The following is a 15,221-nucleotide window of genomic DNA, read 5'->3' on the forward strand; positions in this document are numbered from 1 at the left end:
ATGAAGAAATTTCCGGCACCGACGGTTCAAGGCGTGAGCACTTGCCCCTTGGGCACGCAGCCGGCGCCACCGGCGGCCCGAGCCGGTCACGGCGTCGTCGCCTGCCGGATCCGCGCCAGCAGACCGGCCGGCGAGAGCGGCATTCCGGTGATCGTGACGCCGAGATCGTCGAGCGCGTCCTCCACCGCGGACGCCACCGCGGCCGTGATCGGAATGACGCCCGCCTCGCCCACTCCCTTGACGCCGAGCGCATTGAGCGCGGTCGGCGACGACATGTGGACGAGATCGATCGCAGGAATGGCCTCGGCCGTGACCAGGAGATAATCGCCCAGCGTCGTCGTCACCGGCTGGGCGTCGGCGTCGTAGCCCATCCGCTCGAACAGCGCGTTGCCGATGCCGTGCGCGATGCCGCCGATCACCTGGCCGTCGACCAGGCCGGGATGGATCACGCGGCCGCAATCATGTGCGAAGGTGATCTTCGTGATGGTCACGGTGCCGGTGCCGGCGTCCACCTCCACCTCGGCGACCGCGCTCGCGTTCGCATAGGCCATCTCGTCGATCACCACGCTCTCGGTGACGTCGAGGCCCGGCTGCCCGCCCGGCACGGCGAAGCCCGGCAGTCCCGCGGCGGCGCGCGCGACGGCACCGAGATCGATCGTGACGTCGGATCCCTTGACCTTGACCGTGCGCCCCTCGACGTCGAGATCCGCCTCGGATGCTTCGAGCAGGCTGGCGGCCGCGGCCAGCACGCGCGTCCGCACCGCGATCGCGGCCGCATGGGCGGCGCTGCCGGCGACCACGGCCTGTCGGCTGTTGAAGCCGCCGAAGCCGAGCGCCACGGCGGCGGTGTCGCCGGCGACGACATCGACGTTCGCCATGTCGCCGCCGAGCTGCTCGGCGACGATCTGGGCCAGCATGGTGCGGGTGCCCTGCCCCATCGGCGCCGCGCCCGTGGCCACCCGCACGCGGCCGTCCGCCGCGACGCGCACGCGCACCTGCTCGTAGGGACCGCGGCCGGTGCCCTCGACCGAGTTGGCGAGGCCGATGCCGATGCGGCGCCCGGCGGCGCGCGCCGTCGCTTTCCGCGCCGCGAACCCCTCCCACCCCGCGCGCAACAGCGCCAGCGCCTGGCAGCCCGGATAGTCGCCGCTGTCGAGCACCACCTGCATGCCGCCGCGCGTCTTCAGCGGCGTCGCATAGGGCATGCGCTCCGCCGGCACCAGATTGCGACGCCTGATCTCGTCGCGGTCGAGACCGAGCGCCTGGGCGGCGCGATCGAGCAGGCGCTCCATCGCGAACACGCCCTGCGGCTGGCCGGCACCGCGCACCGGCGTCACCGGGACCTTGTTGGTGGCGGCGCATCTCACGTCGAGCCGATAGGCCGGCACCATGTAGGGCAGCGGCATGGCGGCGGCGGCGCCATAGGGCACGTTGGTGCCGCGCGCCGAATAGGCGCCGTGATCGTGGATCATGCTGCCGCGCACGCCGAGAATCCTGGCGTCGGCATCGACCGCCAGCTCTACGTCCCAGTACTGATCACGCTCCTGGGTCGTCGCGACGAAATGCTCGCGACGGTCCTCGATCCACTTCACCGGACGGCCGAGCAGCAGCGCCGCCGCGGCGACCACGGCCTCCTCCGGATAAAAGACCAGCTTGGGCCCGAAGCCGCCGCCGACATCCGGCACCACGACACGGATCCGATCGGGATCGCGGCGCAGCAGATCGCTCAGAATCTGCCGCGCCGGGTGCGGCGTCTGGGTCGAGCTCCACACGGTCAGGAGATCGTCGACGGGGTCGTGGCGCGCCACCAGGCCGCGGCACTCGATCGAATGGCCGCCGCCACGATGCTGCCAGAGCTTTTCCCGGAACACATGCGCCGCGCCCGCGAAGGCGGCCTCGACGTCGCCGTAGCCGAGATGGAACTCGGCGACGAGATTGTGCGCGGCGCTGCTGTGCGCGACCGGGCTGCCGGGGGCGAGCGCCGCCCGACAATCCTCGACGGCCGGCAGCGCCTCGCAGGAAACCTCCACCAGATCGGCGGCGTCCTCGGCGACGTAGCGGCTCAACGCGATCACCACGGCGATCGGCTCGCCGACATGCGCCGTCTCCTCGAAGGCCAGCACGGGTCGGTGGAGATCGAGCCGGAAGCTCGGGCTCGGCAGCGCCGTGACGAGACGGTCGCCGGAGAGATGCGGGCGCAGGTCGTCCATCGTCAGCACCGCGGCGACACCCGGAACGCGGCGCGCCGCCTCGGCATCGATGCCGAGAATGCGGGCATGCGCGTGCGCGCTCCGCACGAACGCCGCGTGCAGGAGATCCGGCATGCGGATGTCGTCGACGAAGCGGCCCCGGCCGGTGACGAGCGGCCGGTCCTCCATCCGCGGAACGTCGCGGCCGAAGGTCTTGCCGCCGTCCGGAGCCGCCGTCACGACGCGGCCCCGGTCCGCGCGGTGGCGAGCGCTGCGACGATGCGGGCGGGCGACACCGGCAGCGCCGTGACGAAGCCGGGCCGGCCGAGCGCATCGTCGACGGCGGCCGCCACGGCGGCGCCGGCCGCATTGGTGCCGCCTTCGCCGGCGCCCTTGAGGCCGAGCGGATTGAGCGGGCTCGGCGCATCTTCGGTGATCAGCACGTCGACCGTGTCGGGCATCTCGCGGGCCGTCACCATCAGATAGTCGGCGAAGGTGGTGGCGAGCGGCTGGCCCTGAGCGTCGTAGGTGAACTGCTCGTAGAGCGCGCCGCCGAGTCCCTGGGCGAGCCCGCCGACGATCTGCCCGTCGATCAGCATGGGATTGACGGCACGGCCGACATCGTAGGCGACCAGATAACGTTCGACATGGACCATGCCGGTGCCGGGATCGAGGCGCACCTGCGCGATGTGCACGCCGTAGGGGTAGTTCATGTGGTCGGAATAGAACCAGCCCTCCGCCGACAGGCCGGGGGGACGCCGGCCGATGTAGCGCGAGGAGGGATGCAGATGGCGCGCGACCTCGTCGAGTCCGACCGAGGCCCGCGCGCCGCCGCCGCGCCGGACGACGCGGCCGTCCACCAAATCGAGATCGGCGGGATCCGCCTGCAGCATCTCGGCGGCGGCAGCGAGCGCCTTCTCGCGCACCGCCCGCGCCGCGATCTGGGTGGCCGAGCCGGACATCACGGTGACGCGCGAGGCGTGCGCCCCGTTGCCGAACTCGATCTGGTCGGTGCGGCCGCGCACGACGCGGATGCGGCGGTAGTCGACGCCGAGCGCCTCGCCGCAGATCTGGGCGAGCGCCGTCTCCATGCCCTGGCCGACCGAGCCGGCACCCGTCACCAGCTCGATGCAGCCCGAGGGGTCGACGGTGAGGCGCACCCCGTCGGACGGGCCGAGGCCGGACTTCTCCACGAACATGCCGAGGCCGAGCCCGACGATCTCTCCGCTCGCGCGACGGCGCGCCACCTCGGCCTTGCGGTCGTCCCAGCCGGCGCGCGACAGCGCCTTGCCGAGCAGGCCGGCGTAGTCGCCGGAATCCAGCACCACGTCGGTGCCGAGCGCGTCGAGCGGCCGCGCATAGGGCATCTCGGCAGACGCGACGAGATTGCGCCGGCGCACCTCGACGGCATCGATCCCGACCTTTTGAGCGACGGCGTCCATCAGCCGCTCGCGCACGAAGGTCGTCTCGTAGCGGCCGGGCGAGCGATAGGTGGCGGCCGGCGTCTTGTTGGTCAGGCGGAAATGGCCGGCGACCTCGTAGGCCGGGACGCGGTACGGGCCGAGCAGCAGTCCGGCCGCCATATCGGCGACGCGGGCGCCGTGGGTGCGCACATAGGCGCCCTGGTCGTGGAAGAACTGATCACGAATGCCGAGAATGCGACCCTCGGCGTCGACCGCGGCGGCGATGCGGTGGCGCTGCTGGCGCGAATGATTGGTGGCGACCAGATTCTCGCGGCGGTCCTCGATCCATTTCACCGGCCGGCGCAGGCGCAGCGCCGCGACGCAGACCAGCACGTCCTCGGGATACAGCTCGCCGCGGACGCCGAAGCCGCCGCCGACATGGCCTTCGTAGAGATGGAAGGTCGACGGGCTGCGGCCGAGCATGCGGGCCATCTCGTCGCGGTTCCAGTGCGACTTCTTGGCGGCGCCGTACATCTCCAGCACGTCGCGCGAGGCGTCGTAGCGCGCGACCGCGCCGCGGCATTCCAGCGGTACGCCCGAGTGGCGGCCGACCGACAGATCGAGCTCGATCACATGCGCGGCCGCCGCGAACGCCGCGGCGACGTCGCCGTAGCCCTTGCGGATCACGGTCGGCTCGGTGTCGCGGCCCGGCTCGAACTCCCGGGGCGGCTCTCCCGCGTCGAGCAGTGCCGGCCGCTCCTCGATCTCGGGGACGACCAGATCGGCCACGTCCTCGGCGGCGTAGGCGTCGTTCGCGAACACGACCGCGAGCGGCTCGCCGACGTAACGCACGACACCGCGCGCCAGCACCGGCTGGCAATAGGCCTCGAGGCCCTGCACCTTGGTGGCGCGGAACGGGATCGGCGGCACCTCCGCGACGTCGGCCGCCGTCCACACCGCGACGACGCCGGGCCGGGCACGCGCCGGCTGCGTGTCGATCGACAGAATGCGGCCATGCGCCACCTGGGCCCGCACCACCCGCATGTGGAGCTGATGCGGAAAGCTCACGTCGCCGGCGAAGCAGCCCTCGCCGCGCAAGAGCGGGGGATCTTCGAGCCGCGCGACCGGCTGGCCGATCAGCCGGGGCGCGTTGGTGCCGGCCGGCACCATGGCGGCGCGCGCCGGCACGACCGTCACGCCACCCTGCCTTGCGCCGCGACGGCGCGCACGGCCTTGATGATGTTCACGTAGCCGGTGCAGCGGCAGAGATTCGACGACAGCATGTCGACGATCTCATCGTCGGTGATGTCGGGCTGGCGCTCCAGCACGCCGACGGCCAGCATCAGGAAGCCCGGCGTGCAGAAGCCGCACTGCAGGGCGTGGTGATCCATGAAGGCCTGCTGCATCGGATGCAGCGTGTCGCCGGTCGCGAGGCCCTCGACGGTGCGGATCGCCTTGCCTTCGGCCTGCACGGCGAACATCAGGCAGGCGCGCACCGGCTCGCCGTCGAGCAGCACCGTGCAGGCGCCGCACACGCCGTGCTCGCAGCCCACATGGGTGCCGGTGAGGCCGATGGTCTCACGCAGCGTATCGACCAGCGTTCGGCGCGGCTCGACCCGCACGCGGTGCTCGACGCCGTTGACGGTGAGGACGATCTCGCGCTCGCTCATGGGACGCCTCGAATGATCTCGTGCGACGAACCATCCGTCGCGATGGACGCGGCGCGGAGAAGCGCGCGCTCGACCACGACTCCGGCGAGATGGCGCTTGTAGACCGCGACCTCCTCGTCCGCCTCGACCGGCTCGGCCAGACCGGACGCGACGGCTCCGGCGCGGCGGAACAGATCGGGCTCCGGCCGCGCCCCTTCGAGAAGCGCCTCGGCCTCGGCCAAGCGGCGCGGCTTGCCCTCGACAGCGCCGAGGCCGAGGCGCACGGCCCGCATCACACCGCCCTCGATCTCGCACACCGCGAGCGCCATCGCCTGGGCGTAATCGCCGGCGCGGCGGCTGACCTCCTCGAAACCGAACCGCGTCGTCGCCGGCAGCAGCGGCAGGCGGACGAAGGCCAGCATCTCGTCGGGCGCCAGCGCCGTCTCCAGATAGCCGAGATTGAACGCGTCCGCCGCGATCGTGCGGGTTCCGCGCACGCTGCGCAGCTCCAGCATGGCACCGAGCGTCTCGGCGACCAGGCACCATTCGGACGCCGGATCCGCATTGGCGAGGCTGCCGCACATCGTGCCCCGCGTGCGGATCGGCAGATGCGCGATGTGACGGACGACGGTGGCGAGGAGCGCGCCGAGCGGACCGGGCTCCACCGGCCGGTGGAACGCGGCGTGGCGGACGCAGGCGCCGACCACGAGGGCGCCGTCCGCGACCTCGATTCGGGTGAGTTCTGGGATCGTGTTGATGTCGACCAGATGCGACGGGCGCGCCAGCCGCAGCGCCATGGTCGGCACCAGCGTCTGCCCGCCGGCCAGGATGCGGCCGTCGTCCTCGGCGACGCGGGCCAGCATCTCGACGGCCTCGTCCAGCGAGCGCGGGACGTGATGAACGAACGGGGCGGGCTTCATGCGGTGACCTGATCAGGCCGGCGGTCGGGGGATCGACATGACCCGGACTGTATCGGGTCACGCGAGCGTGGCAACGAGGACGCCGGCCGAGTTTGCATATTCGGACTGCAAAGCTTGCAGAAATTCGGAGCGTCCGCCTCCGAATTGATCGGCGGCACGGCCGCCGTCGGTCAGGTCACGGCCGTCACCTTCCAGCCGATCGTCTCGCCGCCCTTGTAGACGAGCGCCCGCTCCTCGGGGCCCGGCACCAGAATCTCCTCCGGCGCCGTCCAGGAGACGCGCTCCAGCGTGATGGTGCCCTCGTTCGGCGGCAGGCGGTAATGCGCCGGGCCGTGCAGCGACGCGAAGGCCTCGAGCCGGTCGAGCGCGCCGTCCTCGTCGAACACCTTGGCGTAGGTCTCGATCGCGACCGGCGCGTTGAACAGGCCGGCGGCGCCGACCACGGCGAGCTTCTTGTGGATCGAGTGCGGCGCCGAGTCGGTGCCGAGGAAGAAGCACGGCTCGCCGCCGGTCGCCGCCTTGCGCAGCGCCAGCCGGTCGGCCTCGGTCTTGATCACCGGCATGCAGTACATGTAGGGCCGGTTGCCCCAGCCGAGCCAGTCGGTGCGGTTGAGCTCCAGATGATACGGCGTGATGGTGCCGCCGACCTGACCGGACTTGGAGCGTACGAAGTCGCAGCCGATCTTGCTCGACAGATGCTCGTGGATGAAGCGCAGCTCCGGAAACTCGCGCGTCCACGGCTCGAAGGTGCGCTCGATGAACACCGCCTCGCGATCGAACACGTCGACCGCGGGGTCGACGCTCTCGGCATGGATCAGCAGCGGAATGCCGATCTTCTGCATGCGCTCCAGCACCGGGCGGATCTTCTGGAAGTCGGTGACGCCGGCGGCCGAGTTGGTGGTGGCGTTCGCCGGATAGAGCTTCACCCCGGTGAACACCTTCTCGGAGAAGCCGCGCTCCACGTCGTCCGGGTCGGTGTCGTCGGTGAGATAGCAGGTCATCAAGGGTTGGAAACGCCGGCCGGCCGGGACGGCGGCGAGCAGCCGCTCGCGATAGGCGATCGCGTCGGCGGTCGTGCGTACCGGCGGGACGAGGTTGGGCATCATGATCGCGCGCCCGAACTTCTCGGCCGTGAAGGGCAGCGAGGCCCGCATCATCTCCTCGTCGCGCACGTGGAGATGCCAGTCGTCGGGCATCCGGATCGTGATCTTGTCGGTCATTCGGGGGCTCGCATCGGGATGGCGGCAGCCCGGCAGGGACGGCCGCGATGGATCCGGCGTCGACGGTCTCCGGCTCGGCGGAGCATCGGCTCCGCGATGGTCCCGCGAGGCCGACCGATGGAAAGTCTCGCATCAAGAATGGCACTCTGTCAACTTTTTGGCACGATGCAAATGAAGCTGCCGTGCAAGGGTTATCCACTCGCTGGACCACCCTCGGCCGGGGACGCGACTTGCTAACGTCCCATTTTTGTTCTACGTGCTCAAAACTGTTTCAGCGCCCGCGTTATCGGGCCGCTCGCGACGGCGCCGACGAGCGTGGATGGGCGCCGCGCCGGACACGGCTGAAGGACGAATCTCCATGCATGCGGTCTATGTTCGTCGGTTCGGCGGCCCGGAGACCCTGACGGTCGAGAGCGTGCCGGACCCGGAGCCCACCGCAGACCAGGTCATGGTCGACATCCGGGCGACGGGCGCGAACTTCGTCGACCTGCTGGTGACCGGCGGCACCTATCAGTTCGTGCCGAAGCTGCCGTTCGTCCCGGGCAAGTTGCCGGCCGGCATCGTTTCCGCGATCGGCGCGAACGTGCGCGGTCTCGCGGTCGGCGACCGGGTGCTGACGCTCGCCGAGCAGGGCGGCTACGCCACCAAGGTCGCGGTCGCGCCGGCCGCCTGCCTGCCGCTGCCGGACTCGATGACCTTCGTCGACGCCGCGGCGATGGGGCTCGCCTACGACACCGCCTGGTTCGCCCTGTGCGATCGGGCCCGTGGCAAGGCCGGCGAGGTCGCGCTGGTGCTCGGCGCGAGCGGCGGGGTCGGCCTCGCGGCGATCCAGATCGCCAAGGTCTACGGGCTGCGCGTGCTGGCCGGCATCAGCAATCCGGACAAGGCGGATCTGGTGCGGGCGGCCGGGGCGGACGAGATCGTCGATCTCGCCGCCAACAATCTGCACGAGTCGCTGCGCCAGCAGGTCCACCGGCTCACCGGCGGCCATGGCGCCGACATCGTCCTCGATCCGCTCGGCGGCGACTTCTTCGACGCGGCGGTGCGGGCCGTCGCGTGGTGCGGGCGGCTGGTGATCATCGGCTTCGCCTCCGGCCGCATCCCGACCCTGAAGATGAACTACGTGCTGCTGAAGAACATCGAGGTCTCCGGCCTGCAGGTGAGCGACTATCGCAAGCGCCGCCCGGAGCAGATGCGCCAGTGCTACACGGAGCTGTTCCGCCACTACGAGAGCGGCGCGTTGCGCCCGCCGCCCACCACGGTCTTCCCGCTGGAGAAGACCGGCGAGGCGCTGCGCCTGCTGCGCGACCGCGCCGTGATGGGCCGGATCGTGGTGACGCCGCAGAGCGAGACGTGACGGTGCTGCGCTGGTTCGAGGATTTTCCGCCCGGGCTGGAACGCCGCTACGGCCGCTTCGCGCTGTCGGCCGAGGCGATCGCGTCCTACGCGGCGATGTTCGGCCCCGCCGATGCGGCCGGCGCCGGCGTCGCTGGACCGGCCGAACCGCCGCCCCTGATGCTGTGCTCGATCCTGATGCGTCTCAACTGCGACGGCTGGCTCGGCGACGCCGCCGGCCGTGGGGCGCCCGGCATCGACGAGATTCACTGGCGCACGCCGGCGCAGGTGGGCGAGATCTTGAGCGCGCGCTTCCGCGTGCTGGACTCGCGACCGTCCGGGTCGCGCCCCGACATCGGCTTCGTGCGCTTCCGCTACGATCTGTTGGCCAACGACGATCGCGTCGTTCTCACGCAAACCAATTCGGTGATGATCGCGCGGCGCGACGGCGGGGATGCCCCGGCCGCCGGCGCGACACGCGCCGCGGTGGGACCGGCGCCGGTCTCACGTGACACGGAGTTGCCGGCGCGGTGGGCCGACGCCGCGCTCGGCACGCCCTATGCCCTTGGTGTCGTGACGTTCGACCCCGACGGCATCGTCGGCTTCGCGCAGCACTACGACCCGCAGCCGTTCCACCTCGATCACGCGGCGGCGCAGGCCGGTCCGTTCGGTGCGCTCGCGGCCTCCGGATGGCACACGGCGTCGGCCTGGGCGCAGGCCTTCGCGGCACGTTGCGCCGCCCAAGGCCTCGTTGTGCCGCGCCTCCTGTCAGCGACGGATCTGCGCTGGCGCCGGCCCGTCTACGCCGGCGACACGCTGGCGTTCGAGACGACGATCACGGCCGTGTCGCCCGTGGGCGAGAGCCTGACGATGCGGGCGCACGGCACCGGAACCAACCAGGACGGCGTGACGGCCTTCGCGTTCGAGGCCGACATGGTCGTCCCCGCCGGCCATGCGGCCTGAGCCCGAGACGCGCCGCGCTCGGTCGCGCGCTTGCTGCTGTTTCATTTTTGGTGTACGTCCCATTATTGGTATAGGCGCCCGTCGAGCGGGGCGGCGCGCGGCCGGCATCGGAGCGGGTCACGGACATGCAGGTGGCGAGCCGAAGGGCGAGAGGCCGACGCGGTCCTCACGGACGGCGGCCGAGCGGATGAGCCGCGGACCGACCGCTCCGTATCGCCTTCCCCGTCATCTCGATCAGGATCATCGATGTTCAATTCCGTGCTGACGCTCCTGAGCGTCGAGCAGATCCGCCGCTTCTACGACGCCGGCTTCTGGCGGGACGAGACGATCTATGCCGAGGTCCGCCGTCACGGCGAGCGCACGCCGGACAAGGTCGCGGTGCGCGACCGGCTGCGGAGCGTGAGCTACCGGGATCTGCTCGCCGCCGCCGACCGGGTCGCCGCCCGCCTGCACGCCAGCGGGCTGAAGCCGGGCGACCGCGTCGCCGTGTGGCTGCCGAGCCGGACCGAGACCGCCGCGGCGCTGCTCGCCTGCTCGCGCAACGGCTATGTCTGCTGCCCGTCGCTGCATCGCGACCACACGGTCGGCGAGATCGAGGATCTGCTGAAGCGGATGCGCGCCTCGGCGCTCGTCTACGAGACCGGCTACGGGGCCGATTCGCACCGCCATTCGCTGCTCGACCGGACCGGCGGGATCGAGAGCCTGCGGACCGTGATCGTGCTGCCACCGCTCGCCCCGGACACGGCGGTGGGGCCGCTGTTTCCCGAGCTCGGCAGCGGCGTTCCGGCCGACTGCGGTCCGCAGCGGACCGACCCCAACACCGTCGTCTATCTCGCCTTCACGTCCGGCACCACCGGCGTGCCCAAGGGCGTCATGCACAGCGACAACACGCTGCTGGCCAACACCCGCGCGATGTCGACCGACTGGGACCTGACCGACAGCGCCGTGCTCTACTCGCTGAGCCCGCTGAGCCACAATCTCGGTTTCGGCGCCACCGTGATGACGCTCACCACGGGCGGCGAGTTCGTCATCCACGACCTGCCGCGTGGCGCCAGCCTGGTCGACCGCATCCTCGCGGTCGGCGCGACCTTCATGATCGGTGTCCCGACGCACGCCATCGACCTGCTCAACGAGCTGCGCGCCCGCGACATCCGCCGGCTCGGCGCCGTGAAGGGCTTCCGCATCTCGGGCGCCAGCGTTCCGCCGGTGGTCGCCGCCGGCCTGCTCGATCACGGCGTGATCCCGCAGAGCGGATACGGCATGACCGAGGCCGGATCGCACCACTACACCCGCCCGGACGACGCGCCCGGCCGCATCATCGAGACCTCGGGCCGGGCCTGCGACGGCTACGAGGTGAGGATCTGGTCGAAGGACGACCGCAACGTCGCGCTGCCGGCCGGCGAGATCGGCGAGATCGGCGGCCGCGGCGCCAGCCTGATGCTCGGCTATTTCGACGACCAGGAAGCGACCGAGTCCTCGTTCAACCAGACCGGGTGGTTCATGACCGGCGATCTGGGCCGGCTCGACGAGCACGGCTACCTGCAGATCACCGGCCGCAAGAAGGACGTGATCATCCGGGGCGGCCACAACATCTATCCGGCCCGCATCGAGGCACCGGCGATGCGGCACGGCGCCGTCGAGCGCGCGGCCGTGATCCCGGTCGCGGACGAGCGCCTCGGCGAGAAGGCCTGCCTCGCCGTCGTGATCCGTGACGGCCACGAGGTGAGCCCGGACGAGCTGCTCGTGCATCTCGACCAGGCCGGGCTGTCGCGCTTCGACATGCCGGAATACTTCCTGCGCATCGATGCGCTGCCGCTGACGCCGAACGGCAAGGTGCTCAAGCGCGAGCTGGTCGACGCGGTGCGCCGCGGCGACATCCGGCCGCTGCCGATCCGGTTCCGTCCCGAGGCGTCGGCCGGAGCCGCGGGCGCATCCGCACTGGACAAGAGCGCCTCCGCCGTCGACGGTGCCGCCTGACGCCCGAGTCCGGCGTCCAATCCGAACCGTTCTGTCCGAAGGAGAACCCCCATGGCCATGAAGATGACGGGCGAAGTGACGCTGCCGGCGGATCGCCAGACCGTCTGGGAGAAGCTGAACGATCCCGAAGCCCTCAAGGTCTGCATTCCGGGCTGCCAGTCGCTCGAGCGCACCGAGGACAACAACGGGTTCGCCGCCACCGCCAAGATCAAGGTCGGCCCGGTGAGCGCCACCTTCAAGGGCGTCGTCACGCTCTCGGATCTGGATCCCCCCAACGGCTACCGCATCTCGGGCCAGGGCGAGGGCGGCGCCGCCGGATTCGCCAAGGGCGGCGCGCTGGTGCGCCTCAGTGACGCCGAGGCCGGCGGCACGGTCCTGAGCTACGACGTCGAGGCCAATGTCGGCGGCAAGCTCTCGCAGCTCGGCGGCCGCCTGATCGACGGCGTCGCCAAGAAGATGGCCGACCAGTTCTTCAACAACTTCGCCAAGACCGTGACGGGCGATGCGCCGCAGGCCGCGCCGACGCCGGCCTGAGCCGCACGGTCAGGCCGGCGTCCGTCCCCGGGAGCCGGCCAGCACCTTGACGATCGCACCGGTGAGGCGGCGGAGATCGTCCGCCGGGATCGTGAAGGCCGGGGTCAGATAGACGATCCGGCCGAACGGCCGCACATAGACGCCGGCGTCGAGGAAGCGGGCCTTGAGGTCCGTGACGTCGTCGATGCGATCGAGCTCGACCACCCCGATGGCGCCGCGCACCCGCACGTCCACGACGCGCGGCAGCGACCGGCACGGCGCGAGCCCCTCCCGCAAGGCACTCTCGACGGCAGCGACCTGGGCCAGGCGCGGCTCCCTCTCGAACAGATCGAGCGAGGCGTTGGCGGCCGCGCAGGCGAGCGCGTTGCCCATGAAGGTCGGCCCGTGCATCAGCGCCTTCAGCGGATCGTCGGACCAGAAGGCATCGAAGACGCGCCGGGTCGCGACGGTCGCGGCGAGCGGCAGCGTGCCGCCGGTGAGCGCCTTCGACACCGTGAGAACATCCGGCACGACGCCGGCGCTCTGGCAGGCGAACATCGCGCCGGTGCGCCCGAAGCCGGTGAAGATCTCGTCGAAGATCAGCAGCGTGCCGTGCCGGTCGGCGAGCGCACGCAGGCGCTGCAGCACGGCGGGGTCGTGGAACAGCATGCCGCCGGCGCCCTGCACCAGCGGCTCGACCAGGATGCCGGCGATCTCGTCGGCGCGGTCGGCCAGCAGCCGGTCGAGCGCCGCGGTCGTCTCCTCGTCACGCGGCAGGTCGGCGATGATCTGCTCCGGCAGTAGCCCCTTGAACAGGCCGTGCATGCCCTCGTCGGGATCGCACACCGCCATGGTGCCGGTGGTGTCGCCGTGATAGCCGCCCCGGAACGCGACGAAACGGGTGCGGCCGCGCACGCCGCTGTTGATCCAGTACTGCACCGCCATCTTCATGGCGACCTCGACGGCGACCGAGCCGGAGTCGGTGAAGAAGACTCGCTCCAGGTCGCCCGGCAGCATCGCCGCGAGTCGGGTCGCCAGCCGCGCCGCCTGCTCGTGCAGCATGCCGCCCAGCATCACGTGCGGCATCGTCTCGAGCTGCCGCGCCACGGCGGCCGCAATGTGGGGGTGATTGTAGCCGTGGCAGGCCGTCCACCACGAGGCGACGCCGTCGACGATCTCGCGGCCGTTGGCGAGCGTGATGCGGCTGCCCCGGGTGCGGACGACCGGCACGGGCGGCGCCGCCGTCTTCATCTGCGCATAGGGCAGCCAGACGTGCTCCACTCCGTCCCGATACCACGACGGCGGCGCGGCCCCGTCCTGCCCGCCCTCGACGGCGCGCGGCACGGCGCGAGCGACCGGCTCGGGCGCGGGGCGTCCGGTCCATTTGCGCGACCGGGCGATGGCTGAATGTCGCGACATGGGAGTCCTCCGGCCGGTTGTCCGCTGCTCACAGCAGCCCGAAGTTCAGCAGCACAAAATAGGCGGGGATCGTGAACAGCGCCATCACGGTGGTGATCGCCGTCATCACGGCGATGTAGTTGGCGTCGGCGTCGTAGGCGCGTGCCGCGATCGAGACCTGCGTCATCACCGGCATGGCCGCCTCGATGATGTAGACCTTGCGCATGAGATCCGGCACCGGGATCAGGCTGGTGACCAGGACGACCAGGGCCGGCGCGATCAGGAAACGCGCCGCCACCAGGATCCACATGTCGCGCGACATGCGGACGGTCTTCAGATTCGAGACATGGATGGCGATGCCGAGGAACAGCATCGCCAGCGGCGTCGTCATCGCGCCGAGATAGACGAAGGTGCTGTTGAGGAAGGTCGGCAGCCTGATGCCGCCGAGGATCAGGATCACGGCGACGGCCGAGCCGACGAGCGGCGGCGTGAGGATGTTCTTCAGCGTCCCGAGGCCGAAGGCGGGCCGCGCCGCCGCGACCGCGACGCCGTTCCGTACGCCCGCGAACCGCGGCCCGTCCAGGCTGAGGCCGTAGGCGCCGATCGTCCAGAACAGCATGGTCTGTAGCAGATAGTAGATGACGGCATAGGGCAGCGCCGCCTCGCCGAACAGCGCGACATTGACCGGGAAGCCGACGAAGCCGCTGTTGGAGACGAAGAACATCGCCTGGAACGCGCCGCGCCGATGCACCGGAACGCGGGCCAGGAACGAGACGCCCACGCCGATCGTGTAGAGGGACAGCATGACCAGGATCGGTACCGCCGCGGCCGTGCCGGCCTGCAGCAAGTCCTGCTTGGAGTAGGACTTCGTCATGCTGACGATCATGTAGAGCGGGATCGCGATGGTCATCGCCATCCGGGAGAACAGGCGGCCCGTCTCCTCGGTGAACCACTTGCGGTGAGTCAGATAGTAGCCGAGGCCGATCATCAGCATGCAGCTGAAGACGCCGCTCAGCGATTCGAACAGGTCCATGAGTTCAATGTCGGCGCGGTGACGCGCGGGTGCGAGCGCTCAGCTCGACAGCCCGGCGATCCGGACCGTCTCCTTCCAGATCGGCCGCTCGCGGGCGCCGCGTGCCGCGACCTCCGCGGGGCTGGACGACAAGGCGCGTGCGCCGACGATCTCGAAGCGGTGCCGCACGAGCGGGTCGGCGGCGACCTCGCGGAGCGCCTCCGCCAGTCGATCGACGATCGCGCCGCGGGTGCCGGCCGGGACCACGAAGGCGGCCCAGGACGTCATCTCGAAATCGGCCATGCCGGCCTCGGTCATGGTGGGAACGTCCGGCAGGCCGGGCCACCGCCGCGTGCCGGTCACGGCGAGTGCCCTGATCTGGCCGCTCTCGATGTACGACATGTAGGACGTGAGATTGTCGATCGCGAAGGCGACGTCACCCGACAGCATCGCCGGGATGGTCTGCGCCGCACCGCGGAACGGCACATGCGCGGCGTCGAGGCCGGCACGCGCCGCGAACAAGGTCGGAAACAGGTGCGTCGACGTGCCGACGCCGGAGCTTCCGAAGGCGAGCCGGCCTTGTCCCTTCGCCCAGCTCACGAACTCGGCGAGCGTCGTGGCCGGCACCCGGGCCGGCACGAC

12 protein-coding genes are annotated in these 15,221 nt (G+C 70.9%); 4 read left to right on the forward strand and 8 right to left on the reverse strand.

What is annotated here, in order from left to right; translation table 11 throughout:
• Window positions 1–86: 86 nt before the first annotated feature.
• The 5 genes from CH341_RS10705 to pyrC all read right to left on the reverse strand — a co-directional run bounded on the left by CH341_RS10705 (window position 87) and on the right by pyrC (window position 7,381).
• On the reverse strand, window positions 87–2,429 hold the full coding sequence (locus tag CH341_RS10705) for a xanthine dehydrogenase family protein molybdopterin-binding subunit (protein ID WP_210208248.1): 2,343 nt from the start codon (window positions 2,427–2,429) through the stop codon (window positions 87–89).
• A complete protein-coding gene (locus CH341_RS10710; RefSeq protein ID WP_245430990.1) occupies window positions 2,426–4,789 on the reverse strand; it encodes a xanthine dehydrogenase family protein molybdopterin-binding subunit in 2,364 nt (787 codons plus the stop codon). Before CH341_RS10710 ends, CH341_RS10705 begins: the two co-directional genes overlap by 4 nt.
• A complete protein-coding gene (locus CH341_RS10715; protein ID WP_111419018.1) occupies window positions 4,786–5,262 on the reverse strand; it encodes a (2Fe-2S)-binding protein in 477 nt (158 codons plus the stop codon). The genes CH341_RS10710 and CH341_RS10715 overlap by 4 nt, the downstream gene beginning before the upstream one ends.
• Entirely contained in the window at window positions 5,259–6,161 is a 903-nt protein-coding gene (locus tag CH341_RS10720; RefSeq protein WP_111419019.1) for an FAD binding domain-containing protein, read from the reverse strand. Before CH341_RS10720 ends, CH341_RS10715 begins: the two co-directional genes overlap by 4 nt.
• A gap of 170 nt (window positions 6,162–6,331) precedes the next feature.
• Entirely contained in the window at window positions 6,332–7,381 is a 1,050-nt protein-coding gene (gene pyrC, locus CH341_RS10725; protein WP_111419020.1) for a dihydroorotase, read from the reverse strand.
• Window positions 7,382–7,739: 358 nt separating this feature from the next.
• On the opposite strand from pyrC, the gene CH341_RS10730 reads away from it, so the two are divergent.
• The 4 genes from CH341_RS10730 (at window position 7,740) to CH341_RS10745 (ending at window position 12,190) form a co-directional block, all read left to right on the forward strand.
• On the forward strand, window positions 7,740–8,738 hold the full coding sequence (locus tag CH341_RS10730) for an NADPH:quinone oxidoreductase family protein (RefSeq protein ID WP_111419021.1): 999 nt from the start codon (window positions 7,740–7,742) through the stop codon (window positions 8,736–8,738).
• Complete coding sequence (locus CH341_RS10735) at window positions 8,735–9,679, forward strand: MaoC/PaaZ C-terminal domain-containing protein (RefSeq protein WP_111419022.1); 945 nt, start codon at window positions 8,735–8,737, stop codon at window positions 9,677–9,679. The genes CH341_RS10730 and CH341_RS10735 overlap by 4 nt, the downstream gene beginning before the upstream one ends.
• A 246-nt stretch (window positions 9,680–9,925) precedes the next feature.
• A complete protein-coding gene (locus tag CH341_RS10740; RefSeq protein WP_111419023.1) occupies window positions 9,926–11,656 on the forward strand; it encodes a class I adenylate-forming enzyme family protein in 1,731 nt (576 codons plus the stop codon).
• Window positions 11,657–11,707: 51 nt separating this feature from the next.
• A complete protein-coding gene (locus CH341_RS10745; RefSeq protein WP_111419024.1) occupies window positions 11,708–12,190 on the forward strand; it encodes an SRPBCC family protein in 483 nt (160 codons plus the stop codon).
• Window positions 12,191–12,199: 9 nt separating this feature from the next.
• Here CH341_RS10745 and CH341_RS10750 read toward each other — a convergent pair whose 3' ends face one another.
• The 3 genes from CH341_RS10750 to CH341_RS10760 form a co-directional block, all read right to left on the reverse strand.
• Window positions 12,200–13,588, reverse strand: a complete 1,389-nt coding sequence (locus CH341_RS10750; RefSeq protein WP_111419025.1) for an adenosylmethionine--8-amino-7-oxononanoate transaminase — start codon at window positions 13,586–13,588, stop codon at window positions 12,200–12,202.
• Between the two features lie 28 nt (window positions 13,589–13,616).
• Window positions 13,617–14,600 carry an AEC family transporter gene (locus CH341_RS10755; protein WP_111419026.1) on the reverse strand — a complete coding sequence of 328 codons (984 nt, stop codon included), beginning with the start codon at window positions 14,598–14,600 and terminating at the stop codon, window positions 13,617–13,619.
• A gap of 39 nt (window positions 14,601–14,639) precedes the next feature.
• On the reverse strand, window positions 14,640–15,221 hold a 582-nt coding region (locus CH341_RS10760; RefSeq protein WP_146604436.1), incomplete at its 5' end, for a Bug family tripartite tricarboxylate transporter substrate binding protein.

Source organism: Rhodoplanes roseus (assembly GCF_003258865.1).
Classification (GTDB): Bacteria; Pseudomonadota; Alphaproteobacteria; order Rhizobiales; family Xanthobacteraceae; genus Rhodoplanes; species Rhodoplanes roseus.